Source organism: Allobosea sp. P4_C6 (assembly GCF_056402015.1).
Genome location: NZ_JBFUIF010000012.1, coordinates 26898 through 52386 on the forward strand (window position 1 = coordinate 26898; position 25489 = coordinate 52386).

General features: G+C 67.7%; 24 protein-coding genes. 4 read left to right on the forward strand and 20 right to left on the reverse strand.

The annotated features are described in order from the left end of the window. The first annotated feature begins 121 nt into the window (after window positions 1-121). The 3 genes from AC1DVA_RS11130 to hemA all read left to right on the forward strand — a co-directional run bounded on the left by AC1DVA_RS11130 (window position 122) and on the right by hemA (window position 3518). Window positions 122-868 (forward strand): SDR family NAD(P)-dependent oxidoreductase, encoded by a 747-nt coding sequence (locus tag AC1DVA_RS11130; protein ID WP_476805972.1) that lies wholly within the window; start codon window positions 122-124, stop codon window positions 866-868. A gap of 106 nt (window positions 869-974) precedes the next feature. After that, on the forward strand, window positions 975-2225 hold the full coding sequence (locus AC1DVA_RS11135; protein WP_476805973.1) for an allantoate amidohydrolase: 1251 nt from the start codon (window positions 975-977) through the stop codon (window positions 2223-2225). Between the two features lie 81 nt (window positions 2226-2306). Beyond that, window positions 2307-3518, forward strand: coding sequence for a 5-aminolevulinate synthase (gene hemA, locus AC1DVA_RS11140; protein WP_476805974.1), 1212 nt, complete (start codon window positions 2307-2309; stop codon window positions 3516-3518). Window positions 3519-3642: 124 nt separating this feature from the next. Here hemA and truB read toward each other — a convergent pair whose 3' ends face one another. From truB to rimP, 6 genes are all read right to left on the reverse strand, one after another. Beyond that, window positions 3643-4590: a tRNA pseudouridine(55) synthase TruB gene (truB, locus tag AC1DVA_RS11145; protein WP_265054953.1), complete on the reverse strand. Its 948-nt coding sequence runs from the start codon at window positions 4588-4590 to the stop codon at window positions 3643-3645. Further along, entirely contained in the window at window positions 4580-5023 is a 444-nt protein-coding gene (gene rbfA / locus AC1DVA_RS11150; RefSeq protein ID WP_265050972.1) for a 30S ribosome-binding factor RbfA, read from the reverse strand. Before rbfA ends, truB begins: the two co-directional genes overlap by 11 nt. A 101-nt stretch (window positions 5024-5124) precedes the next feature. Beyond that, window positions 5125-7944, reverse strand: coding sequence for a translation initiation factor IF-2 (gene infB / locus AC1DVA_RS11155; protein WP_476805975.1), 2820 nt, complete (start codon window positions 7942-7944; stop codon window positions 5125-5127). Then, window positions 7941-8630 carry an RNA-binding protein gene (locus AC1DVA_RS11160; protein ID WP_476805976.1) on the reverse strand — a complete coding sequence of 230 codons (690 nt, stop codon included), beginning with the start codon at window positions 8628-8630 and terminating at the stop codon, window positions 7941-7943. The genes infB and AC1DVA_RS11160 overlap by 4 nt, the downstream gene beginning before the upstream one ends. Window positions 8631-8644: 14 nt before the next feature. Further along, window positions 8645-10237 (reverse strand): transcription termination factor NusA, encoded by a 1593-nt coding sequence (gene nusA, locus AC1DVA_RS11165; RefSeq protein WP_476805977.1) that lies wholly within the window; start codon window positions 10235-10237, stop codon window positions 8645-8647. A gap of 5 nt (window positions 10238-10242) precedes the next feature. Further along, entirely contained in the window at window positions 10243-10935 is a 693-nt protein-coding gene (gene rimP / locus AC1DVA_RS11170; RefSeq protein ID WP_476805978.1) for a ribosome maturation factor RimP, read from the reverse strand. Window positions 10936-11151: 216 nt separating this feature from the next. On the opposite strand from rimP, the gene AC1DVA_RS11175 reads away from it, so the two are divergent. Then, window positions 11152-12240, forward strand: coding sequence for a DUF2336 domain-containing protein (locus AC1DVA_RS11175; RefSeq protein WP_476805979.1), 1089 nt, complete (start codon window positions 11152-11154; stop codon window positions 12238-12240). Here AC1DVA_RS11175 and trmB read toward each other — a convergent pair. The 14 genes from trmB to trpS form a co-directional block, all read right to left on the reverse strand. After that, window positions 12215-12910: a tRNA (guanine(46)-N(7))-methyltransferase TrmB gene (trmB, locus tag AC1DVA_RS11180; RefSeq protein ID WP_476805980.1), complete on the reverse strand. Its 696-nt coding sequence runs from the start codon at window positions 12908-12910 to the stop codon at window positions 12215-12217. The genes AC1DVA_RS11175 and trmB overlap by 26 nt on opposite strands. Before the next feature lie 214 nt (window positions 12911-13124). Further along, window positions 13125-14330, reverse strand: coding sequence for a methionine adenosyltransferase (metK, locus tag AC1DVA_RS11185; protein WP_265050965.1), 1206 nt, complete (start codon window positions 14328-14330; stop codon window positions 13125-13127). Window positions 14331-14485: 155 nt separating this feature from the next. After that, window positions 14486-14896: a helix-turn-helix domain-containing protein gene (locus AC1DVA_RS11190; protein ID WP_265054952.1), complete on the reverse strand. Its 411-nt coding sequence runs from the start codon at window positions 14894-14896 to the stop codon at window positions 14486-14488. Window positions 14897-14901: 5 nt separating this feature from the next. Then, complete coding sequence (gene lnt / locus AC1DVA_RS11195; protein ID WP_476805981.1) at window positions 14902-16620, reverse strand: apolipoprotein N-acyltransferase; 1719 nt, start codon at window positions 16618-16620, stop codon at window positions 14902-14904. Further along, window positions 16620-17609 carry a hemolysin family protein gene (locus tag AC1DVA_RS11200; RefSeq protein ID WP_265050963.1) on the reverse strand — a complete coding sequence of 330 codons (990 nt, stop codon included), beginning with the start codon at window positions 17607-17609 and terminating at the stop codon, window positions 16620-16622. The genes lnt and AC1DVA_RS11200 overlap by 1 nt, the downstream gene beginning before the upstream one ends. Next, entirely contained in the window at window positions 17606-18187 is a 582-nt protein-coding gene (gene ybeY, locus AC1DVA_RS11205; protein WP_265050962.1) for an rRNA maturation RNase YbeY, read from the reverse strand. The genes AC1DVA_RS11200 and ybeY overlap by 4 nt, the downstream gene beginning before the upstream one ends. Beyond that, a complete protein-coding gene (locus tag AC1DVA_RS11210; protein ID WP_265054951.1) occupies window positions 18184-19302 on the reverse strand; it encodes a PhoH family protein in 1119 nt (372 codons plus the stop codon). The genes ybeY and AC1DVA_RS11210 overlap by 4 nt, the downstream gene beginning before the upstream one ends. A 195-nt stretch (window positions 19303-19497) precedes the next feature. Further along, window positions 19498-20868 (reverse strand): tRNA (N6-isopentenyl adenosine(37)-C2)-methylthiotransferase MiaB, encoded by a 1371-nt coding sequence (gene miaB / locus AC1DVA_RS11215; RefSeq protein ID WP_476805982.1) that lies wholly within the window; start codon window positions 20866-20868, stop codon window positions 19498-19500. A gap of 104 nt (window positions 20869-20972) precedes the next feature. Continuing rightward, complete coding sequence (locus AC1DVA_RS11220) at window positions 20973-21773, reverse strand: lysophospholipid acyltransferase family protein (protein ID WP_265050960.1); 801 nt, start codon at window positions 21771-21773, stop codon at window positions 20973-20975. An 82-nt stretch (window positions 21774-21855) separates the two neighbouring features. Continuing rightward, on the reverse strand, window positions 21856-22350 hold the full coding sequence (locus AC1DVA_RS11225; RefSeq protein ID WP_265050959.1) for a GNAT family N-acetyltransferase: 495 nt from the start codon (window positions 22348-22350) through the stop codon (window positions 21856-21858). Between the two features lie 53 nt (window positions 22351-22403). Continuing rightward, entirely contained in the window at window positions 22404-23087 is a 684-nt protein-coding gene (gene tsaB, locus AC1DVA_RS11230) for a tRNA (adenosine(37)-N6)-threonylcarbamoyltransferase complex dimerization subunit type 1 TsaB (RefSeq protein ID WP_265050958.1), read from the reverse strand. 57 nt (window positions 23088-23144) lie between these two features. Beyond that, on the reverse strand, window positions 23145-23705 hold the full coding sequence (locus tag AC1DVA_RS11235) for a NifU family protein (protein WP_265050957.1): 561 nt from the start codon (window positions 23703-23705) through the stop codon (window positions 23145-23147). A gap of 109 nt (window positions 23706-23814) precedes the next feature. Next, a complete protein-coding gene (locus tag AC1DVA_RS11240; RefSeq protein ID WP_265050956.1) occupies window positions 23815-24309 on the reverse strand; it encodes a universal stress protein in 495 nt (164 codons plus the stop codon). A gap of 86 nt (window positions 24310-24395) precedes the next feature. Beyond that, window positions 24396-25442, reverse strand: a complete 1047-nt coding sequence (gene trpS / locus AC1DVA_RS11245; protein WP_476805983.1) for a tryptophan--tRNA ligase — start codon at window positions 25440-25442, stop codon at window positions 24396-24398. Window positions 25443-25489: the final 47 nt, after the last annotated feature.

Below are 25489 nucleotides of genomic sequence, written 5' to 3' on the forward strand. Positions count from 1 at the left end.
GCCGTCGTCCTTAACGCCGCGCATGGCTGGTCTGCACAAATGTCCGAAACGAACGCGCCCTCTGGCCGGTACCGATTGGCGCGGCTAGGCTGGTCCGAACGACATAGGGAGGCTGAGGGGCATGAACCAAATCGATTTAAAGAACCGCGTCGCCATCGTGACAGGCGGGGCGCAAGGGATCGGCCGGGCCGTTGCCGAGCGTTTCGCCGCAAGCGGCGCGACCGTCGCGATCTGGGACCTGGACGGAACGCTGGCCGAGAAGGCCGCCGCGGAGATCGGGCATGGTGCGATGGGCCTTGCGGTCGACGTCACCGACGCCGACGCCGTCCAGAAGGCAAGCGATGCGCTGGAAGCCAGGCATGGCAGCGTCGACATCCTCGTCACCAGCGCCGGCATCGCCGGACCCAACCACAAGACCTGGGATTATCCGCTCGAAGACTGGGCGCGCGTGATGCGGCTCAATCTCGACGGCACGCTGCATTGCTGCCGGGCGGTCATTCCCGGCATGCTCAAGCGCAATTACGGCCGCATCGTCCTGGTCGCCTCGATCGCCGGCAAGGAGGGCAATCCCAACGCCTCGGCCTATTCGGCTTCGAAGGCCGCGGTGATCGCGCTGACCAAGTCGCTCGGCAAGGAGCTGGCTGACAAGGACATCGCCGTCAACTGCATCACGCCGGCCGCGGCCCGCACCCGCATCTTCGACCAGATGAGCGAGGAGCATATCGGCTACATGCTGGCGAAGATCCCGCGCGGGCGCTTCCTGCTGCCGGACGAGGTCGCCTCGATGGTCGCCTTCCTGGCCTCGGCCGAGAACAGCTTCACCACGGCGGGCGTGTTCGACCTGTCGGGCGGGCGCGCGACCTACTGAAACCGGCGGGAAGCACCGCCACCAATGCCGCCTGAGACAAGCAGCTTGGCGAAAATGCCGGTCGCAGTTTCGCCAGCCCTGCTCTAACCTTTCGCTGATGACGCAGATGCTTCCCTCCGCCGCCGTCCTCGGCGCCCGCGCCTTTGCCGCGCTCGCCGGCCTCAACCGCTTCAGCGACGAGCCGGGCAAGCTGACGAGGCTGTACCTCTCGCCGGCGCACCGGCAGGCGGCGGAATGGGTCAAGGGCGCGATGGAAGTGGCGGGGCTGAGCGCCTTCATCGACGCCGCCGGCTCGGTGCAGGGGCGGCGCGAAGGCACGGTGCCGGGAGCTCCGATCGTGCTGATCGGCTCGCATATCGACACGGTGAAGGACGGCGGGCGCTTCGACGGCAATCTCGGCGTCGTCGCCGGCATCCTCGCGGTCCAAGCCCTGCGCGATGCTGGGATCAGCCTGCCCTTCGCGATCGAGGTCGTGGCCTTCGGCGACGAGGAGAACGTGCGCTTCCCGACGCATCTGTCGACCTCCGAGGCGCTGGCGGGCGCCTATGATCCGGCCTGGCTCGACGCACGCGACAGCGAGGGCGTGAAGCTCGGCGATGCGCTGCTCGCCTTCGGCGGCGATCCCGGCGGCATCGCGGCTCTCGCCCGCAAGCCCGGCTCGATCCAGGCCTATCTCGAAGTCCATATCGAGCAGGGGCCCGTGCTGGAGGCGGAAAACGAGCCGGTCGGCATCGTCACCGCCATCAACGCCCAGAGCCGGGCGCGGGTGCGCGTCACCGGCGAAGCCGGCCATGCCGGCACCGTGCCGATGGCGCTGCGCAAGGATGCCCTCACCGCCGCCGCCGAGATGGCATTGGCGCTGGAGCAGATCGCGGCTGGGCACGAGCTGGCGGTCGGCACGGTCGGTGTGCTCAGGCCTGAGCCCGGCGCGACCAATGTCGTGCCCGGCGCCGCCGAATTCACCATCGACTACCGTGCGCCGAAGAACGAGACGCTGGCCGCGATGGAGACCGAAATCCGCAGCCGCTTCGCCGAGATCGCTGCGCGCCGCGGCGTCGGGCTCGAGATCGCGCCCTATGCCAAGGCCTCTGCCGTACCGATGGATCCGCGCCTGCAGGACGCCTTCACAGCCGGCATCGCCCGCAGCGGCAGCAACATCGCCGGCCGCCGTCTGCCCTCCGGCGCCGGGCATGACGCCATGACCATGGCGGCGATCGCGCCAGCCGCGATGCTCTTCGTGCGCAACGAGAAGGGCATCAGCCATTCGCCATTGGAGAACATGAGCGAGGCCGATGCCGGCATCGCGATCAAGGTCCTGCTCGAAACGATTCTGGAACTTGCCGGACGGTCGAAGTAGAAGAATTCCAGCCGCGACACCGCGCACCATTCCGCGACGCGTCCGAAAGCCTTAGGAGAGGCGCGCCGCAGGAGGCTGGCAATGGATTTCGAGAATTTCTTCCGCCGCGAACTGGACGGGCTGCGCCGCGAGGGCCGCTATCGCGTCTTCGCCGATCTGGAGCGTCAGGCCGGCCGCTTCCCCATCGCGACCTATCATGGCGAGGGCGGCCCGCGCGACGTCACCGTCTGGTGCTCGAACGATTATCTCGGCATGGGTCAGCACCCGAAAGTACTCGCGGCAATGCATGAGGCGCTCGACGGCAGCGGCGCGGGCGCCGGTGGCACCCGCAACATCGGCGGCACCAATCACTACCACGTCCTGCTGGAGCGCGAGCTCGCCGACCTGCACGGCAAGGAAGCGGCGCTGCTATTCAACTCCGGCTACATGTCGAACTGGGCGTCGCTGTCGACGCTCGCCGCGCGCATCCCCGGCTGCATCATCCTGACCGACGCGCTCAATCACGCCTCGATGATCGAAGGCATCCGCCATTCGCGTGTCGAGAAGCTGATCTTCGCCCATAACGACCCCGCAGACCTGCGCCGCAAGCTGGCTGCGCTCGATCCGAACAGGCCGAAGCTGATTGCGTTCGAGTCGGTCTATTCGATGGATGGCGACATCGCGCCGATCCGGGAGTTCTGCGATATCGCCGACGAGTTCGGCGCGATGACCTATATCGACGAAGTCCATGCCGTCGGGCTCTACGGCCCGCGCGGCGGCGGTATCTCCGAGCGCGAAGGCCTGACCGACCGGCTGACGCTGATTCAGGGCACGCTGGCGAAGTCCTTCGGCGTGATCGGCGGCTATGTCACCGGCTCGGCCGCGCTCTGCGATTTCATCCGCAGCTTCGCCTCCGGCTTCATCTTCTCGAGCTCCTTGCCGCCGTCCGTGGCGGCGGGCGCGATCGCGGCGATCCGGCATCTCAAGGAAAGTGCGGTGGAGCGCGAACGCCAGCAGGACCGCGTCGTGGCGCTACGCCGAAAGCTGGACGCCGCCGGTATCCCGCATCTCGGCAATCCCAGCCATATCGTGCCGGTGATGGTCGGCGAGGCGAAGGCCTGTAAGGCGATCAGCGACGAGTTGCTGGCGCGCTTCGACATCTATGTCCAGCCGATCAACTACCCGACCGTGCCGCGCGGCACCGAGCGCCTGCGGATCACGCCCTCGCCCTTCCACTCCGACGCCGATATCGACCGGCTCGTGGCGGCGCTGGGCGCGATCTGGCTGCGGGATGGGTTGAAGCGGGCGGCGTGACGCGCTGCGCCGTCATTCTCGGGCGCAGCGAAGCGCAGACCCGAGAATCTCAGGACAAGAACGCGCCGGGAGCCTTCTCCGGCATGAGATGCTCGGGCCGAGCCCGAGCGTGCCGCGTTCGCCTTCAGAGATTGAAGACGCGGTGGGGGACGAATTCGCCGTTCTCGACCGAGCCGGTCGCGACCAGCGTTCCGCCGCAGGTGGCGTAGGCTGCCTGCGCCTCCACCGGCGCTCCGGCGCCCCGCAGCAAGGCGCTCTGGCCGCGCTTGATACGGGCAGCCGCGTCGCGATGCATCACGATTTCCGGGATCAGCGTCAGGGCGGCCTTGACCGGCAGCAGCGCCTCGAGCGCACGCTCCGGGCTTTCGCGCAGGGTTTCCACCCCGGCCGCATCCTCGATCGCGAAGGGGCCGACGCGGGTGCGGCGCAGATGCGCGACATGGCCGAGACAGCCAAGCGCGAGGCCGAGATCGCGGGCTATGGCGCGGACATAGGTGCCCTTGCCGCATTCGGCCTCGAAGGTGGTGGTGGCACCGTCATGGCTGACGATGGAGAGTGCATCGATCTCGACCGGACGGGCTTCGAGCTGGACCTCCTCGCCGTCGCGGGCGAGGTCGTAGGCGCGCTCGCCTGCGATCTTGATCGCGGAGAACTTCGGCGGCGTCTGCAGGATCGTGCCGGTGAAGCGCGGCAGCAGGGCCGCGATGGCGGCTTCGTCAGGACGCAGCTCCGAGGTCGCGATGACCTTGCCCTCGGTGTCGTCGGTGTCGGTCTGCGTGCCCCAGGCGACGGTAAACTGATAGGCCTTGCGCCCGTCCATGACGAAGGGAACGGTCTTGGTCGCCTCGCCGAGCGCGATCGGCAGCAGGCCGGACGCCAGCGGATCGAGCGTGCCGGCATGGCCGGCCTTCTTGGCGGAAAAGGCGCGCTTGACCACCGCGACCGCATGGGTCGAGGTCATGCCGACCGGCTTGTCGAGCACCACCCAGCCATGGATGTCGCGCTTCTTGGGACGCGGGGCCGGGCTGCCCTCCCGGCTCTCGGTGGCTTCGGGGGTGCTCTCAGTTGTCATGGTCACGGTCGTCGTCTTCTTGGTCCTGGTCGATCTTCAGGCGCTGGCGCAGCGTGTCGCGGCGGACCTCCTCGGTGTCGAGCAGCGCATCGATGCGCTCGGCTTCCGCGAAGCTCTCATCGGCGCGGAAGCGGACATCCGGCGCATATTTCAGGTTCACGCGATGGGCGATCTCGCCGCGGATATAGCGCTTGTGGCCTTCGAGCGCCTTGAGCACCGGCTTAACATCCTGCCCGCCGAGCGGCATGATATAGGCCGTGGCGAGCTTGAGATCGGGCGAGAGGCGCACCTCCGGCACGGTGACGACGTATTTCGCCAGCACATCATCGTGGATGTCGCCGCGCGAGAGCATGTCTGCCAGCGCGTGCCGGATCAGTTCGCCGACGCGCAGCTGCCGCTGGGACGGACCGGATGTCTTGATGGGTTTTGCCATGGTTCTCGTTCTCCGGGATCGGACCGGACGGACGGTTGAACGTCATGGCCGGGCCTCGGGCCCGGCCATCGTTGTCCTGGTCGGAACGATCGCGCGGCAGCTCAGAGGCTGCGCTTGATCTCTTCGACGCGGTAGCACTCGATCACGTCGCCAGGGCGCATGTCCTGGTAGTTCTCGAAGGACATGCCGCATTCCTGGCCGGCGACGACTTCCTTTGCATCGTCCTTGAAGCGCTTGAGTTGCCCCAGCTTGCCCTCGTGGACGACGACGTTGTCGCGGATCAGGCGGACATTGGCGCCGCGCTCGATCGTACCGTCGGTGACGCGGCAACCGGCGATCTTGCCGACCTTCGAGACGTTGAAGATCTCGAGGATCGACGCGTTGCCGAGCATGGTCTCGCGCAGCGTCGGCGCCAGCAGGCCCGACATCGCGTCCTTCACGTCATCCATCAGGTTGTAGATGATGTTGTAGTAGCGAATCTCGACGCCGGCCCGGTCGGCCGCCTCGCGCGCTTCCTTGTGGGCGCGCACGTTGAAGCCGACCACGACAGCGCCCGACGCCTGGGCGAGCGTGACGTCCGACTCGGTGATGGCGCCGACGCCCGAGGACAGGACGCGAGCCCGCACCTCCTCGTTGCCGACCTTCTCGAGCGCTCCCACGATGGCCTCGACAGAGCCCTGCACGTCGCCCTTGACGACGAGCGGGAACTCCTTGCGGCCCGCTCCTTCCTTGAGCTCGCGCATCATCTCGGCCAGCGAACGGCCGGCACCGGAGGCGGCACCGCGCGCGGCGAGGCGATCGCGACGCTGACGCTCGCGATAATCGGTGATCTCGCGGGCACGCGCTTCCGACTCGACCACCGCGACGCGGTCGCCGGCCTCGGGCGTGCCGTTGAAGCCGAGAACCTCGACCGGCATGGAGGGCGGAGCCTCTTTCACCTGCGCACCGGTATCGGCGATCAAGGCGCGGACGCGGCCCCATTCGGCGCCGGCAACGACGATGTCGCCGGTGCGCAGCGTGCCGCGCTGGACGAGCACGGTCGCGACCGGACCACGACCACGGTCAAGCTTGGCCTCGATGACCGTGCCTTCGGCGGGGCGCTCGGGATTGGCCTTGAGATCGAGCAGCTCGGCCTGAAGCGCGATCGCCTCGAGCAGCTTGTCGAGATTCTGCCCGGTCTTGGCGGACACCGAGACCTCGAGGGTCTCACCGCCGAGCGACTCGACCTGGATCTCGTACTGCAAGAGCTCGGCACGCACCCGGTCGGGGTTGGCGTCGGGCTTGTCGACCTTGTTGATCGCCACGATCAGCGGCACGCCGGCGGCCTTGGCGTGATGGATCGCCTCGGCGGTCTGCGGCATGACGCCGTCATCGGCCGCCACGACGAGCACGACCACGTCCGTCACCTTGGCGCCGCGGGCACGCATCGCCGTGAAGGCGGCGTGGCCGGGTGTGTCGATGAAGGTCACCTGGCTGCCCAGCGGGGTCGTCACCTGATAGGCGCCGATATGCTGGGTGATGCCGCCGGCCTCGCCGGTGACGACCTTGGTCTTGCGGATCGCATCGAGCAGCGAAGTCTTGCCGTGGTCGACATGGCCCATGATGGTCACGACCGCCGGGCGGGACGCCAGGGTCTCGTCGATATCAGGCGTATCGAACAGGCCTTCCTCGACGTCGGATTCGGCAACGCGCTTGACGGTGTGGCCCATCTCCTCGGCGATGAGCTGAGCGGTATCGGCGTCGATCACATCGGTGATCTTGTGCATCGCGCCCTGCTTCATCAGCAGGCGGATGACGTCGACAGCCCGCTCCGTCATGCGGTTGGCCAGTTCCTGGATGGTGATCGTCTCGGGGATGATCACCTCGCGCATCACGCGTTCCTTCTGCGCGTCGGAGGCCCGGTGCCCGGTCATCCGCTGCACGCGGCGGCGGAAGGAGGCGACCGAACGCGTCCGCTCGTCGTCGCCGCCCGTGGCGGTGGCGAGCGTCAGACGGCCGCGCGGCTTGTCGTTGGTGGTCTTCGGCGTCTTGGGCGCCGCCGGAGCGGGACCACGGCCAGCGCCGGCGCCCACGCCGGGACGGCGGAACGCGGCCTTGACGTCGACGTCATCCGAGCGATTGCGCGGGGCGCCGCTGGACGGCACCTGACGGGCCGGACGCGCGATGGCGGGCTCGGCGGGGGCCGAGGCATCCACCCGGGGCGGCCTGGGCGCATCCGAGCGCGGCGGGCGGCTATCGAGGCGCGGCGGACGCGCACCGGTGTCGCGCATCGGCTGCCGCGGCGCGAACTCGCGCGGGCCGGCCGGGGCCGAACGGCCAAAATACTGGGTCGGCTGCGGCGCGGGGGCCGCGGCCTGGGGAGCGGCATCGCGCGGCGCGGCGGGCGGAGCGGCCGGGCGGGGCGCGTGATCCTCGCGCTGGCGCACGACGCTCTCGGCGCGACGCTTCTGCTCGTCTTCGTGGCGACGGCGTTCCTCTTCCTGGCGCTGGCGCGCCTGGGCGGCCTCGCGCTCCTGGCGTTCGCGGTCGGCGGCGGCCGCACGCTGGCGTGCATCCTCCTCGGCGGCGCGGCGCGCCTCGGCCTCGGTGCTGCGCGCTTCGGCGAGGGCGCGCTGACGCGCATCCTTCTCCTCGTCGGACAAGGTCCGCAGCAGCATGCTGCCGGCCGGACGCTGCGGAGCGGGCGCGGGGCGGGGCTGCGGAGCGGCCTGCTGCGCCGGAGCCTGCGGAGGACGCGGCGCGACGGGTTCCTTCACCTCCGGCCCGCCGGCGCGGCGCTTGACCTCGACGACGACCTGCTTGGAGCGCCCATGCGAGAAGCTCTGGCGAACAGTGCTCTGCTCGACAGGCCGCTTCAGCGACAGGGTCTTGGGCGGGTTGACGGAAAGAGTCTTGTCGCCCGGGTTTTTGGTATCGGTCATTCCGCGTTCGGTCCTGCCGGTTCGGTCGTGTCTTCAGTGTCGTTCTGGTCGGGTGCGGCGGTATCGTCCGTCCGGTAACGGACGAGCCGACGCCAGCGCGAGAGCACGCCCTCGGCCGCTGGTCCCGAAGCAAGCGCGGCATGTATCACATGTGCCCGCCCCAACGCCAATTCCAAATCCGCCGCCGTGAAAATCGCGACGACGGGCAATTCCCGGGCCTTGAGCCCTTCGGCCGCGCGGGCCGCCGCCAACCTGCGGACCGACTGGCCGATCTTGCGCTTGCCGTCCTCGGCCCCGTCGCTCGCCGCGACGACTGCGAGGCAGCGGCCGGATTCAACGAGCGCCTCGACCTTGGCAAAGCCGGCGATGACGAGGCCGGCCTTGTTGGCCATCGACAGCGCCTGCAGCGCGTCCCGATGCATCAACCGGTCGATCATATCCGGCAAATCAGCCGGAACCGCGACCTTCGCCTTGAGCGAGCGCTCGAAGGCTTTTCGCTTGATCGCCTCGGCCACGGTCTTGCGGCTCAAACTGGCCCAGACACCGCGGCCGGGCAGCTTACGCCGCAGATCCGGCACGAGCACGCCATCCGGCCCGGCGACGAAGCGGATCAGATCGTCAGGCGCCTTCACGGTGCGCGTGACGACGCAGCTCCGCTCCGGACCATCCTTCTGTGCCGCCTTCACCGCGACAGCTCCGCTCAGGCCTCGGCCGCCTCGTCGGCTTCGGTCTCGGGCTCCTCGGTCGGCGCCTCGATCCAGCCGGCGTGGACACGCGCAGCCATGATGATGGCCTCGGCATCCTGGCGGGAGAGATCGAAGCCGTCGAGATAGCCGGCGTGACGGGTCGACTCGCCATCCTTGCGCTCGGTCCAGCCGATCAGGTCGTCCGTGGCGCAGCCCGCGAGATCCTCGACGCTCTTCACGTCGTTCTCGCCGAAAGCGACCATCATGGAAGTGGTGACGCCATCGACCTCGCGCAAGGCGTCCTCGACGCCGAGAGCGCGGCGCTTCTCGTCGAGCTCGGCCTCGATGGTGGCCAGATGCTCGAGCGCACGGCTCTGGATCTCGCCGGCGGTATCCTCGTCGAAGCCCTCGATCGAGGCGAGCTCGGCGAGGTCGACATAGGCGAGCTCCTCGACATTGCGGAAGCCTTCCGAAGCCAGCAGCTGGCCGACCGTCTCGTCGACGTTCAGCGCGTTCATGAAGATCTCGGTGCGTTGCAGGAATTCCTTCTGGCGGCGCTCCGACTCCTCGGCTTCCGTCAGGATGTCGATGTCCCAGCCGGTGAGCTGCGAGGCGAGGCGCACGTTCTGGCCACGGCGGCCGATGGCGAGCGAGAGCTGCTCGTCGGGCACCACGACCTCGATCTTGTCGGCTTCCTCGTCGAGCACGACTTTCGCGACTTCGGCCGGCTGCAGCGCGTTGACGACGAAGGTCGCGACATCAGGCGACCACGGGATGATGTCGATCTTCTCGCCCTGCAGCTCACCGACGACGGCCTGCACGCGCGAACCACGCATACCGACGCAGGCGCCGACCGGATCGATCGAGGAATCGCGGGAGATCACGGCGATCTTGGCGCGCGAACCCGGATCGCGGGCCACGGCCTTCACCTCGACGATCCCGTCATAGATCTCAGGCACTTCCTGGCCGAAGAGCTTGGCCATGAACTGCGGATGGGTGCGCGACAGAAAGATCTGGGGCCCACGCGGCTCGCGGCGCACGTCGTAGACATAGGCGCGGGCGCGGTCACCGACCTTGAAGGTCTCGCGCGGGATCATCTCGTCGCGGCGGATGATGGCTTCGCCACGGCCGAGATCGACGAAGACATTGCCGTATTCGACGCGCTTGACCGCACCGTTGACGATCTCGCCGATGCGATCCTTGTACTCGTCGTACTGACGGTCGCGCTCGGCCTCGCGCACCTTCTGGACGATGACTTGCTTGGCCGACTGGGCGGCGATGCGGCCGAAATCGAAGGGCGGCAGCGGATCGGCGATGACGTCGCCTACCTGGGCGGCCGGGTTGTGGCGCTTGGCCTCGTCGACCGTGATCTCGATCGCCGGGTTCTCGACGGTCTCGACGACCTGGAGATGGCGGGCGAGGCGCAGCTCGCCGGTCTTGGTGCTGATCTCGGCATGGACGTCGGTCTCGGCGCCGTAGCGCGAGCGGGCGGCCTTGGCGATGGCGTCCTGCATGGCATCGACGACGATCTGGCGATCGATCGACTTCTCGCGCGCCACCGCGTCGGCGATCTGCAGCAGTTCGAGCCTGTTGGCGCTGACGACCATGACGCTCACTCCTCTTCGGTATCGTTGCTTTGCGGAACCGCATTGCCGGTCTTGCCCGGTCGCGGTCCCAGCGATTTCCCTCGGCCCTTCTTCGGGCCGGCGATCTCTTCGGCCGCCGGCATCTCCGGCGGCAGGCCGGACTTGCCGCGGCGCAGCGATTCCGTGACGAGCGCATCGGTCAGGACCAGCCGCGCCTCGGCGATCAAGCGCATCGGAATCGCGACGTCGCGCTCTTCCTCGCTCTTGGCGTCGTCCCGCGTCAGCAGCGCATCCTTCCCGGCCACGCCACGCAGGATGCCGCGGAAGCGCTTGCGGCCGGAAACCGGCTCGCTCGTGTCGATCTTAGCGAGATGGCCGGCCCAGCGCTCGAAGTCGCTCGCACGTACCAGCGGCCGGTCGATGCCCGGCGACGACACCTCGAGATAATAGGCCGCCTGAATGGGATCGTCGACGTCGAGCACCGGCGAAACCGCCTGGCTGATCTCCTCGCAACCCTCGACCGTCATCGAGCCATCGGGCCGCTCGGCCATGATCTGCACGGTGCAGCCGTTCTGCGCGGTCACGCGCACACGCACCAGCCGGTAGCCGAGATCGACGATCGCCGGCTCGATGATCGTGGCGACACGCGCCGCCACGCCGCCTTCGACAACAAGTCGGGCTTCATGAGCGGATGATGCTGTCGGTTCGCTTGTCGTCATGCCCCGGGCCGTCCCGTCTGCCTCCGGCGGGTTGCGGCCAATAAAAAAGAGCGGGCCGGCCGGCCCGCTCTTGATCACCGGCGTTAACCGATACCAGAGCTGTTGGGCGCTATTTAGTCCGCATCGCCCCGATATGCAAGCTCCGCGCATCGGCGATAACCCGATGGTCATCCTTCCCGGCCAATGTGGGAAACGTGATAGGGTTGAGGACAGAGTATGAGTGCGGTCGCAACGCTGCTGCGAGACCTCGAAACGACGATGGCGCGCGGCTCCAGCGACGAGCGCGCCGTCGTTCTCTCGCGCCTGACGGATCTCTTCCTCGCGACCGCGATCGACATGGACGAGGAGCAGGTCGGCGTCTTCGACGCGGTCATCGGGCGGCTGTCGCGGGCGATCGAGTTGCGCGCCCGCGTCGAACTGTCGGAACGCATTGCGCCCATGCCCAATGCGCCGAGCGGCGTGGTGCGCCAGCTTGCGCTCGACGAGATCGCCGTGGCGCGCGCGGTGCTGGTGCAATCGCCACGCCTGACCGATCAGGACCTCGTCGCGGTCTCCGCAGCCAAGGGCCGCGACCACATGCTCGCCATCACCGAGCGGCCGGACCTCGGCGAGCCGGTCACCGACTTCCTCATCCTGCGTGGCGGGCGCGTCGTCACCCATGCCGTCGCGGCCAACCAGACCGCGCGCTTTTCGCGCCACGGCATGGGCGTGCTCGTGATGCGGGCGGCACAGGACGACGCGCTCCAGGCCACGCTCGGCCTGCGACGCGATATTCCGGCCGAACTGGTCGGCCAGCTCATGGCCGCCGCCAAGAGCTCCGCCCGCCGTCGTCTGAGCGAAAGCCTGGAACCGACGCTGGCCGGGGATGTCGACGGCGCGGTCGAGCGCGGCGCCGATGCCATCGCGGCCGGCGGCCAGATGCCCGGCGAGCTCGGCGCCATCAGCGCGGCGCTCGTGGAGATCCGGGAACTGAACGAAGCCGGCCTGCTCGACGAGGAGAAGGTTCGCAGCTTCGCGCAACAGGCCGCGACCGAGCACGCCACCTGCGCCGTCGCCGTGTTGGCGCAGCTCAGCCTGCCGGCGAGCGAACAGGTCATTCTCGGCACCGATCGCGAGGCGATCCTGATCGTCGCGCGCGGCCTCGGCTGGTCGTGGGAGACGACGGCGGCGCTGATCTCGCTGCGCAAGGATTTCGGAAAATCGCAGGCCGCCGTCGATCGCGCCCGCGACAGCTTCCGCAATCTCGCACAGAGCACGGCCCAGCGCGTGCTCGGCTTCCTCAGAATGCGCGACGCCAAGCCGTGAGGTAGCTGGAGATACGGCCTTCGCGCACCGCCTTCGCCTCGTAGCGAGTCCGGATCCAGCCGGGATAGGGGGTGCGCCAGTCGCCCGGCCGCTCGTCGGCCCAGTCGAAATCGGGCGAGGCGAGCAGCCGCGACAGCGTCCAGCCGACATAATCGTCGATATCGCTGGCGAAGCGGAAGCGCCCGCCAGCCTTCAGAGCCCGGGCGAACAGGGCCAGAGTCCGTTCGGAGACAAAGCGGCGCTTGCGCTGGCGGCGCTTCGGCCATGGATCGGGATAAAGCAGATCGATGGCATCGAGACCGCCCGCCGGAAGCCGCGGCAGCAACAGGGCCGCATCGCCGTCCCAGACCCGGATATTAGTCAGCCCCTCGCGCTCGGCGACGGCGAGAAACTTGGCCATGCCGTTGATGAACGGCTCGACGCCGATGAAGCCGATCTGCGGGCTCTCGCGCATGCGCATCAGCAGATGCTCGCCGCCGCCGAACCCGATCTCCAGGCGCACGGCCTCCACCGGCTCGGGAAACAGCGCGTTAAGATCGGCGATGTCGCCTTCCGGCAAACGCAGGCGCGGCAGGGTATGTTCGATCAGGTGGCTCTGGCCGTCGCGCAGCGCCTTGCCCTTGCGGCGGCCGTAGAAGGCCCTTTCGTCGTGGTCGGGGTCGTGGGTCATGATCCGTGTTCGTACCGCATTGTCCGATCAAGCGCCGTCATTCCGGACGCAGCGAAGCGGAGATCCGGAATCCATCATAGAGCTCCAGAGCCCTCCGATGAATTCCGGGTCAAGCCCCGGATCACCGCGGTGTTTCAACGGCCTTATCCAGCAAGTCAAAAGAAAAAGGCCGGGTGGACCCCGGCCTTCTTGTTCATGACCCGACGAGGTCGTTTCAGGCGACAGCCTTCTTGAGCGCGTCGACGAGGTCGGTCTTCTCCCAGGAGAAGCTGCCGTCGCGGCCGGCCTTGCGGCCGAAATGGCCGTAGGCCGAGGTCTTCGCATAGATCGGCTTGTTGAGGCCGAGATGGTTGCGAATGCCGTTCGGCGAGAGGTCGACGAGCTTGCCCAGCACGTCCTCAAGCTTCGATTCCTCGACCTTGCCGGTGCCGTGCAGATCGACATAGATCGACAGGGGCTTGGCGACGCCGATGGCGTAGGAGAGCTGGATCGTGGCGCGGTCGGCGAGCTTGGCCGCAACGATGTTCTTGGCGAGGTAGCGGGCCGCATAGGCGGCCGAGCGGTCGACCTTGGTCGGGTCCTTGCCGGAGAAGGCGCCGCCGCCATGCGGAGCCGCTCCGCCATAGGTGTCGACGATGATCTTGCGGCCGGTGAGGCCGGCGTCGCCGTCGGGACCACCGATCACGAACTTGCCGGTCGGATTGATGTGCCAGACAGTGTCCTTGGAGATCCAGCCTTCCGGCAGGGCCTGGCGGATATAGGGCTCGACGATCTTGCGGACATCGGCCGAGCTCAGGGACTCGTCGAGATGCTGGGTCGAGAGCACGATCTGCGTGACGCCGACCGGCTTGCCGTTCTCGTACTTGACCGTGACCTGGCTCTTGGCGTCGGGGCCGAGCTTGGCGGCATCGCCTTCGCCCTTCTTGCGGGCGAGCGTCAGCGTCTCGAGGATCTTGTGGGCGTAGTAGATCGGAGCGGGCAGCAGCTCGGGCGTCTCGCGGCTGGCATAGCCGAACATGATGCCCTGGTCGCCGGCGCCGACATCCTTGTTGCCGGTCTCGTCGACGCCCTGGGCGATATCGGCCGACTGCGGATGCAGCAGCACGTCGATCTTGCACTTCTTCCAGTGGAAGCCGTCCTGCTCATAGCCGATGTTGCGGATCGCCTTGCGGGCGGCAGACTTCACCTTGGACTTGATCTGCTTCTCGTCGAGATGGGTGCGGACCTCGCCGGCGATGACGACGCGGTTGGTCGTCGCCAGCGTTTCGGCCGCGACGCGGACCTTGGACGGCTCGTAGCCGGCCTTGACCGCCTCCTTGAAGAACAGATCGACGATCTCGTCCGAGATGCGGTCGCAGACCTTGTCGGGATGTCCCTCGGAGACGGACTCGCTGGTGAAAAGATAATTCTGGCGTGACACGGTCGCAGGCCCCCTTGAAGCGGCACATCGAAAGGCCGGCGCTTCGCACCAGCTTGAAGAACACGCCGTCATCGCAGCGGACGCGTTCGCCGTCAAGCTAACAAATCCGTTAATCGAAAGGATTGTTCGTCAAGACGAACAAAATCGAGGTGGAATCAGGCTTTTTCGCCGTCTTCCTCCGCCAGCGCCTCGACGAGATCGATAATCCGGCGCCGGACGCGGCCGCTTTTGATGCGGGTGAAGGCCTTGGTGAGCTGCACGCCTTCACTGGTCGTCAGGAAGTCTGAAATATAGGCCGTGGCGGCGGAATCGGCGAAACCGCCGGACGGCGCATCGCCCGAAGGAGCTCCGTCGAAGAAGAAGGCAACGGGTACGTCGAGCTCTTTGGCGATCTGCTGCAGGCGGCTCGCGCTGATGCGGTTGGAGCCCTTTTCGTATTTCTGAACCTGCTGGAACGTCAGGCCCAGCGCATCGCCGAGCTTTTCCTGGCTGATGCCGGCGAGCATTCGGCGCATACGGACGCGGCTGCCGACATGCCTGTCGATCGGGTTGGGGACTTTCTTGATCATGATTAGCCTGCTCTTGCGTCAGTTGTCATGACCAGGAGCCGCCATCCTGGTCGGCATGGAACTCGTGGTGTATTATAGGCTCCGCGGACGGTCCACTGTTTCTCGCAAAATTTGTTCCAAATGGGATGATCAGGCGTTTTTGAAGCGGAAAACGCTATAAAAATAAGCAACATGCCCGCGAAAATCGCATCCCCGGCCCGCGCATAGGGCGTGATCGGCCCGCTACGTGGAAGCTGGGAATCCAACACGCCCTCCATGCCCAGAGGCAGGCTCGCGATGACGCGGCCATAGGCGTCGACGACGCCGGAGATGCCGGTATTCGCGACCCGGACAAGCGGCAACCCCTCCTCGATGCTGCGCATCCGTGCCTGAGCGAAATGCTGGTAGGGGCCGCTGGTCTGGCCGAACCAGCCATCATTGGTGAGGTTCAGGAAGAAGCCGGCGCGGGGACCGCGCGAGGCGACTTCGCCCGGAAAGACCGCCTCGTAGCAGATCAGCGGCGCTGCCATGGGCAATCCCTTGACCGCGAGAGACGCTCGGCTCGCACCCGCCGCGAACCCACCGGGAACGGAGACGAATTCGGAAAGGCCGACGCGGCGGATCAGCGTATCCAGGAAGGGCGGCAGATATTCGCCGAACGGCACGAGATGGACCTTGTCGTAGCTCGCGACGATGACGCCCTCGTCATTGACGACCTGGATCGCGTTGTAGATCGGTGGGCTGCTTTCTCCCGGCAGCATCTCGCCCGCCCTCGCCGCGCCGGTGATCAGGGTCACGTCGGGTGGGAGCACGGCGGCGATCCGCGAGAGCGCTCCCGGCGAGCGGCCGAGCAGGAAGGGAAAGGCGGATTCCGGCCAGATCAGATGCGTGACGGATTGCAGGCCCGGCGTCGTCGGGCTGGTCGCGCGATCGCTCAGGGCCAGGTACTGGTTGAGGATGGCCTCGCCGTTGTGGCCGTTGAATTTGGCATCCTGCGGCAGGTTCGGCTGCATCAGCCTGAGCTTCACACCGGCGACGACCGGCGAGGGGCTGGACGGGACGCGCCACAGACCGAAGGCGAACAAGCCACCGAGGGCTGCCAGCGCCACGAGTGGAGCCGTCCAGCGACCGGCCGGCGTCCCGGCCGTGCCGATCACTGCCGGCGCGGCGCCGATCGCCACGGCAAGCAGGGTGAGACCGTAGAGCCCCGTCAGCGACGCGAACTGGGCGAGATGAATCTCCCCCGCCAACATCATGCCGTAGAGGTTCCAGGGGAAGCCGGTGAGCACATGCCCGCGGGACCACTCGGTCAGCGCCAGCGCGGCGGCGAGCACGAGGATACGCCGGGCTCCTTCCGGCCAGAACAGACGGGCGAGGCCGAAGCCCAGTGCCGGAAAGATCGCCAGGAAGGCGGGGAGCGCGACAACGCCGAGCGGCATCGCCCAGGCGAACTTGTCGGCCTCGACGAGGAAGGCGGCGCCGAGCCACCACAGCCCGGCGAGGAAGAAGCCGAAGCCCCACCACCAGCCCGCGGCGAAGGCGGCCCGGAAACGCCGCCATGCGCTGGTGCCGACCGCACCGTCGACGAGCCAGACCGCGACCGTCATCGGGACGATGATCAGGGGCCAGAGATCGAGCGGCGGCAAGGCCAGCGCCCCGCTTGCGCCTGCCAGAAGCGCGACGAGGCGCTTGCGCCATCCCCAAGCGAGAATGACGGCCTCCGCAAGCCGCGCCACATGCATCAGCCTGGCTCCATCGCCGTTTCTTCAGGAGCCGTCTGGTTGCGCCGATGGATCGTCAGGCGCTTCACCCGGCGCTGGTCGGAATCGAGGATCTCGAAGGTCAGCCCCTCCGGCCCCTCGACGATCTCGCCCTGTGCCGGCACGCGGCCTGCCAAGGTCACGATCAGCCCGCCAAGCGTATCGATGTCATCAGCGACCTCGTTCTGCGAGAGATCGACCCCGGTCGCCCGCTTGAGCTCGTCGAGCGTCGCGCGGGCATCGGCGGTGAAGCTGCCCTCGCCGGCCGGCGCGATCGGCGTTTCCTCGAGATCATGCTCGTCCTCGATATTGCCGACGACGATTTCGATCAGGTCCTCGATGGAGACGAGGCCATCGGTGCCGCCATATTCGTCGATGACCAGCGCGATATGGGTGCGCGTCGCCTGCATCCGGACGAGCAGATCGATCGCCGGCATCGAGGGCGGCACATAGAGCACCGGCCGCAGCAGCTCGGTCGCCGAGAGAGGCGTCGCGAGATTCACCACCGCGAGATCATGCGGCACGGCGAGCTTGCCGGTTTCTTCCTGCGGCCCGTTCTCGCCGGGGCGGGCCTTCTCGGCGATGTATTCGAGGAAATCGCGGATGTGGACCATGCCGCGAGGGTCGTCGAGCGTATCGTCGAAGACCGGCAGGCGCGAATGGCCGGCCGTCCGGAAATGCGCGAGCAGCTCGTCGAGCGTCGCATCCGCCGGCACGGCGACGATATCGGCGCGCGGGATCATGACGTCGCTGACGCGGCGCTCGCGCAGGCTCAGCACATTGCTGAGCATCGCGCGCTCCTGGGCGGAAATATCGGCGAGCTCGCCGTTCTCCTCGGCCAGGGCCTCGACGATCTCCTCGCGGGCGGTGCCGCCGGCGCGCAGGCCGAGGCGTTCCAGGAACTGGCCGAGCCAATGGCCGAAGCCACGGCCATTGGTGTCGGACTGCAATTGTCGACTATCGTCGCTCATGGCTGCGGGGACTGTGCGGAAGAAGGGGCCGGCGCGGCGAGAAGCTCGCCGTCGGCATAGGGGTCGGCGATACCGAGGCTGGCGAGCGCCTCGACCTCGAGCGCTTCCATGCGAAGCGCCTCGGCCTCGGTTTCATGGTCCTCGCCGAGCAGATGCAGCAGGCCATGGATGACGAGATGGCGCAGATGGTCGGCAATGTCCTTGCCCTCGGCCTGCGCCTCATGCGCCACCGTCTCGTAGGCGATGACGATGTCGCCGAGCAGGGGGCTCGCGGCGATCCGCTCCGGCGGGGCGGCGGGGAAGGAGAGCACGTTCGTCGCCTTGTCGAAGCCGCGCCAGTCGCGGTTGACGATCCGGATGCGCCGGTCGTCGGTGAGCAGGAGGCTGAGTTCCGCACCGGCCAGCGGCTTGCGCGGCGCCACGGCGAGGCCCGCCGCGAGCGCTTCGGTGACCATCGCGCGCAGGCTCGCAAGGTTGCCCAGCGATTGCCAGCGGCGCGACTGGGCTCTCAGATCGAGATCGAGAGATATCTTCGCGGGTCGCGGCGCCGAGCGCCGCCCGCGAGGTCGATCGTTCATCGCGGCCGCTCCCGCGCCAACATCCGCTTCAACCCTTCAGTCTCGCCTTCGCGGTGGAGATCCGCGGGCGCATCGGGATTGCGCAAGCGCTCTTCCCGCTCCGCGCGCTCATGGCGCGACGCGGTCTCATAAGCCATCACGATGCGTCGCACCAGCTCATGTCTGACGACATCGCCCTCCTCGAAACGGGCATAGCCGACGCCGTCGACATCCTTGAGCAGCTTCACCGCCTCGACGAGGCCGGAGCGCTGGCCCGGCGGCAGGTCGATCTGCGAGGGATCGCCGGTGATGATCATGCGCGAACCCTCGCCCAGGCGGGTGAGGAACATCTTCATCTGCATCGAGGTGGCGTTCTGGGCCTCGTCGAGCAGCACGACGGCGTTGCTCAACGTGCGGCCGCGCATGAAGGCGAGCGGCGCGATCTCGATCATGCCGGTCTGCAGGCCGCGCTCGACATGGCGCGCCTCCATGAAGTCGTTGAGCGCGTCGTAGATCGGCCGCAGATACGGATCGACCTTCTCGCGCATGTCGCCGGGCAGGAAGCCGAGCCGCTCGCCCGCCTCCACCGCCGGGCGCGACAGGACCATGCGCTCGACCACGCCCTGCTCGATCAGCGAGACCGCGTGCCCCACGGCAAGCCAGGTCTTGCCGGTGCCCGCCGGCCCTTCGGCGAGGACGAGCTCATGGCGCTTGAGCTGGCGCAGATAGGCGTCCTGCGCCGCGTTGCGCGCCCTGACCGGCCCGCGCTTGCGGGTGATCACGGCATCGAAGGAGGCCTTGCCGACATCGGCCGCCGGGAAGAGCGAGCGCTGGGTGTTGCTCTCCTCGATCGCGCCGTCGACCTCTCCCAACGTCACGGACGCGCCTGCCTTTGCGCGGGCATAGAGCGTCTTCAGGACGCGCCCGGCCTGCTCGGCCGTCTCGCGCGGACCCTTCACGGTGACATGGTTGCCGTTGGGATTGACCACGACGCCGAGCCGCCGCTCGAGATGAGCGAGGTTCTGATCGTATTGGCCGAAGACGAGGCTGGCGAGGCGGTTGTCGTCGAAGGACAGCACCACCTCGGTCGCCGGCAGCCCGTCCCTGCCCGCGCCCTCGGGGCGAGCTGGCGGCACGTCGCGCCGTGGGGTCCTGTCCGGTCTTTGCGTCGTCGAATCAGCCTGTGCCAAATGCGTCGCCTCCCTGGCGCCGGTTCCAGCCGGGCAGGAGCGCCCGACCGGGTCGTCTCGCAGCATAACCGAACGCAACGATCTCAGCCTGATGACAGGCCGTCTCCAATCCAGAGCAGATGGGCATGGACCTTGGCTGGCTCAAGCGGCCATGTCCTTTCCGCCTGCAACTTCCGCCTCCGCCAGACGGCCGAACAGCGAATTGGAACCCGCCCGCTCGATCGTCACCCGCACGATGTCGCCGATCTGATTCGCATCGCTCTCGATCTGCACAGCCTGCAGATAGGGCGACTTTCCGGCAAGCTGTCCGGGGTGGCGGCCGACACGCTCAAGCAGGACATCCACAGTCCGTCCGACCATCGCGGCGTTGAAGGCCTGGCGATGGTGCTCGATGCGCTCCTGCAGCCGATAGAGGCGCTCGTCCATCACGGCGCGCGGGATCTGGTGCTCCAGATCGGCCGCCGGCGTGCCCGGGCGCGAGGAATATTTGAAGGAATAGCTCGAGGCGAAGCCGATCTCATCGACGAGACGGATCGTGTCCTCGAAATCGGCATCGGTTTCGCCGGGAAACCCGACGATGAAATCGGAGGAGAGGGCGATGTCCGGCCGGGCCTGACGGATACGCTCGATCAGGCGGCGATAATCGTCGCCGGTATGCTTGCGGTTCATCGCCGCCAGGATGCGATCCGAACCTGCCTGCACCGGCAGATGCAGGAAGGGCATCGCCTGCGGCAGATCGCGATGGGCGGCGATGAGGTCGTCGTCCATGTCACGCGGATGGCTGGTGGCGTAGCGGATGCGGGCGATGCCCGGCACCTCGGCAACACGCCGCATCAGCCGGGCGAGGCCCCAGACCGCTCCGTCCGGCCCCTCGCCATGAAAGGCGTTGACGTTCTGGCCGATCAGGGTGACGTCGCGCACACCTGCCTGCGCCAGACGCTCGACCTCGGCCAGGATCTGCCCGACCGGGCGCGAGAACTCGGCGCCGCGCGTATAGGGCACGACACAGAAGGCGCAGAACTTGTCGCAGCCTTCCTGGACCGTGACGAAGGCGGAGACGCCGCGCGAGCGGATGGCCTGCGGCTTGGGAGCCGGCAGGAAACCGAACTTGTCCTCGATCGGCAGCTCGGTATCGACGACCCGCTTCCTGCCGGCCTCGGCCAGCAGCTCCGGCAGGCGGTGATAGGCCTGCGGCCCGACCACGAGATCGACGGCGGGCTGGCGCCGCTGGATCTCGCCGCCCTCGGCCTGGGCGACGCAGCCGGCGACCACGATCCTGGTCTCCTGGCCGTCCGCCTGCTGCGCCTTCTTGATGTCGCGCAGCTTTCCGAGCTCGGTGTAGACCTTCTGCACGGCGCGGTCGCGGATATGGCAGGTGTTGAGCAGGATCAGGTCCGCGCCTTCCGGCGTCGCCGTTTCCTCATAGCCCTGATGGCTCAGGATGTCGGCCATGCGCTGCCCGTCATAGACGTTCATCTGGCAGCCGAAGGACTTGATGTGGACTTTCTTCATCGTCGCGAGTCAGGACTCCAAAGCATTTTCTTACTGCGGATCGGAGGCGTTGGGAACGGCCTCGCCCCATGGCGGCATGACAGGCAAGCCCCGCGCCAGCAGGTTCAGGCAGCGGGCCGTCCCGTCACCGCCGCGCGCCGCGCCGCGCGCACCGCTTCTTGCGCCAAGCGCGTCGCCTGCTTGCGGGATGTGGCGTGGCCCATCACGATGGGCTGGCCCCAGACCAGCTCGACATCGACGGCCCCGCATTCCAGAATCAGCTTCAGATGCGGCCAGAGCTCGGTATCGCCATACCAGGCGAGCGCGGCACGCTCGATCCGCCCGCCCGGCAGGCCCTGCCAGCCGGTATAGGTGATGGCCAGCGGATAGACCGTGACATCCTCAGCGGCATCGCCCATCGCCTGATGCGCGGCGCCAAGCAGCGAGGAGCGGAAAGGCAGGACGCGCGTGCCATCGCCCGTCGTGCCCTCGGCGAACAGCACGACCTCCTCGCCTGCCGCGATACGCGCGCCCATGGTGGCGGCGACGCCGGCCGTGGCGCCGCGACGCTGCCGGTCGATATAGAGGGTGCGCTGGAGGTCGGCGAGGAAACCGACCACCGGCCAGCCGGCGACCTCGCTCTTGGCGACGAAGGCGAGCTGCCGCTCGGCCCCGATGACGCCGATATCGAGCCAGGAGACGTGATTGGCGACGATGAGCGCGCCGGTCCCGGCCGGAGGCGGCGTGCCCCTGACATGGCGGCGAACTCCGAGACACCAGCAGACCAAGCGGTGAAAGCGCAGCGGCAGGACGCCGCGCCTGCTCGGCAGGACACGCATGACCACGAGCTGGAGCAAAACGAGCCCCATCGTGGCACTCACCAGCAGGGCTAGGCGAGCGAGCGCGCCGACGCGTAGTCCCTTCATGCGCAGGCGGGTCCGGTCATCGGCAAGGCTGGCGTCTCAAGCGGGCTCGGAACGCGGTCAATGCCGCGATTGCGCGGCGATGTCACGCGAGATCGAGCCGCATCGCGATCGCCGTCGCGCGGCTGCCATCGGCCTTGGGATAGTAGCCCTTGCGGCGGCCGACTTCGCGGAAACCGAAATGCCGGTAGAGCCGCTCGGCAGGCAGGTTGCCTTCCTCGACCTCGAGAAAGACATGCGCGACGCCGTCCTCCGCCAGCCTGGCGAGATGCGCCGAGAGCAGGGCGCGGCCGAGACCATCACCGCGCCGTGCCGATGCGACCACGATGCTCAGGATCTCCGCCTCGTCGGCCGCCTTGCGGGACATAACGAAGCCGGTGGGCTCGGCCCCCTTGCCGAAGACGCCGTCGGTGGCGACGCCGGCATCCGCGATCAGCGCGGCGCATTCGGCCGGCTCCCAGCCGCGGGCGAAACCGCCCTGATGATGCAGGATCGCGACCTGCCGTGCGTGACCGGCGTCGAGCCGCATCGTGCGCGCAGGCGCCGAATCAGGGTGCAGGAGTTTGCGCAGCCAATCCATGCCGCTTGTTCGCATGGGCTGACGCAGGGTCAACCACCATTTGGAGGATGAGCTCACCGGCGCGGCAGGCGGGCTTTGTCCTGCGGCGTCGTCTCCGGCGCCTTCAGGTAAAGCGGGCGCGGCGGCGCGCTCTCCGGGTCGGCGATCAGGCCGAGCCGCGCCACCCAGGCGATATCGGGCGCCTTCGCATCGTCGATGACGACCGCATCGAGGCCGATCGCCCAGGCCTCGTTGGCGACGGCGAGCGCCGAAGAACCGACGAGGCTGACCGGGCCGGCGCCGATGGCGCGCGCCGCGTCGCGGTAGCTGACCTGCCGGAGCGAGACGAGCGGCTTGCCTTCGGAGGTCAGCGCCTGGAACCAGACCTGCCCATGCCTGGCATCGAGGGCGGCCGCGATGACGCGGCCGGATTCGCGCCCGATCAGCGGCGCCGCGCAGGCGGCGACTGTCGTGACGCCGACGGCCGGTATGCCGGCGGCGAAGGCGATCGCCCGCGCCGCACTGACGCCGACCCGCAGGCCGGTATAGCTGCCGGGCCCGACGGTGACGGCGACGCGCCCGAGCGAGGAAAAGCCGCCCTCGACCGCCTTCATCACCCGCTCGACCAGCGGCATCAGCGCCTCGGCATGGCCGCGGTCCATGAGAAGCTGTTCCTGCGCCAGCGGCTCGGCAACACCAGCTTCGAGCACGCAGGCGGAGCAGGCCCCGAGCGCCGTGTCGATCGCGAGAATGCGCATCAGATCTTCATTCCGCGAAAGCCCGGCTTGTCGTCACTTGATAGAGGTCACGCCCGCTCAAACGGCCTCGACCTCGCGCACATCCGGCAGGAAGTGGCGCAGCAAGTTCTGGATGCCGTGCTTCAGCGTCGCCGTCGAGGACGGGCAACCCGAGCAGGAGCCCTTCATGGCCAGATAGACCGTGCCGTCGCGATAGCCCCGGAAGGTGATGTCGCCGCCATCTCCGGCCACGGCCGGGCGGATGCGGGTCTCGAGCAGGTCCTTGATGGTCTCGACAGTCTGGGCATCCTCGGGGGCGAAGAACTCGCCCTCCTCGATGATGTCGGCGGCCGAGCCGTCGGCCAGCACCGGCGCGCCGGACATGAAGTGTTCCATGATCGCGCCGAGAATGGCCGGCTTCAGATGCGGCCATTCGCCATCCGACTTCGTCACGGTGATGAAATCGGAGCCGAGGAAGACGCCGGAAACGCCGGAAACGCCGAACAGGCGCTGGGCCAGCGGGGAGCGCTCGGCATCGGCGGAATCGCGCAGATCGAGCGTGCCGTCAGGCATGACGGCACGTCCTGGAAGAAATTTGAGGGTCGCCGGGTTCGGCGTGGCTTCGGTCTGGATGAACATGGCTCAATCTCCGGTCCCGGCGATTCAAGGTCGCCGTTCCTGGCTCCGATATAGGCCGAGGGCTGGAATCATTCCAGCGACAAGCGCGTGAAGCGTCGTCGCGCCCCGCTCAGGCGAGCGCGTCGATCTCCTCATCCTCCAGATGACCGGGCACGATGGCCACCGGAATCGGGAAGCTCGCCGAGGATTTTCCGGCAAGAGCGCTGACCAGCGGCCCCGGACCGTCGCGCCCGGTGCCAGCAGCCAGCACCAGAAGCGAGATGTCCTCGTCCTCCTCGATCAGCTTGACCAGTTCGCCGGCCTTGTCGCCGGTGCGCACAATCCGCTCCGGTTCCAGGCCGGCGAGCGTCCGCACCGCGGCCGCGGCCGTGTCGAGCCGCTTTTCGGCCTCGGCCTCGGCTTCCGCCCGCATCACGTCTCCGACACCGAGCCAGGTCTCGTGCTCGGGCGGCGGGGCGACGGCAAGCAGAACGATCGCAGCGCCGACGCGGGCGCAGCGACGCGCGGCGAAGCGAATCGCCTTGGCGCATTCCTCGCTGTCGTCGACCACCGCGAGGAATTTGGGGCGATGGCCCGTCTCGTAGGACCGCCGTCTCTTGACCATGAAACTATCCCCTGCCGCCGCCTGAGGGAGCGCCATGGTGGCCCGCGCCGGCCCCCCGGCGCAAGCCCGCCCCTAAAGCCCTGCCTTCAGCCGCGCACGAAGCCGACGATGTCCTTGACCTCGCGCATGATCGGCGCGGCGATGACGTCGGCGCGGGCCGCGCCCTCGCCGAGGATGGCGTCGATATGCTTGGGCTCGGCCAGAAGGCGGCGCATCTCGCCGGCGATCGGCGCGAGCTTCTCGACCGCGAGATCGACCAGCGCCGCCTTGAAGCCCGAGAACTGGCCGCCGCCGAACTGCTGGAGCACCGCGCTTTTCGTCGCACCCGAGAGCCCGGCATAGATGCCGACGAGATTCTCCGCTTCGGGACGCCCCTCCAGCCCCTTCTCCTCGGAAGGCAGCGCGTCGGGATCGGTCTTCGCCTTGCGGATCTTCTGGGCGATGGTCTCGGCATCATCCGTCAGATTGATGCGCGAATAGTCCGAGGCATCGGATTTCGACATCTTCTTGGTGCCGTCGCGCAGGCTCATCACGCGCGGCGCCGGCCCCTGGATCATCGGCTCGGGCAGCGGGAAGAAACCGAGCTCCCCGGTGCCAAGGCCGAGCTCGGCAATCTGCGGGCCGAAATCGTTGTTGAACTTCTGGGCGATGTCGCGGGTCAGCTCGAGATGCTGCTTCTGGTCCTCGCCCACCGGCACATGCGTCGCCTTGTAGAGCAGGATGTCGGCCGCCATCAGGTTCGGATAGGCATACAGGCCCACCGAGGCGTTCTCGCGGTCCTTGCCGGCCTTCTCCTTGAACTGGGTCATGCGGTTCAGCCAGCCGAGGCGCGCGACGCAGTTGAACACCCAGGCAAGCTCGGCGTGGCCCGGCACCTGGCTCTGGTTGAAGATGATGCTCGACTTGGGATCGACACCGGCCGCGATATAGGCGGCCGTGACCTCGCGGATCGCGCGCTTCAGATCGGCCGGATCCTGCCACATCGTGATCGCGTGCATGTCGACGACGCAATAGATGCACTCATGCGTCTTCTGCATCGCCACCCAGTTGGTCAGCGCGCCCAAATAATTGCCGAGATGCAGCGTTGAGGTCGGCTGCATGCCTGAAAAAACGCGCTGATGAAAACCCGACATGGGGGCACTCCGTCGTCACGATGGAGGAAGGAAGCGGCGCTTCTGGC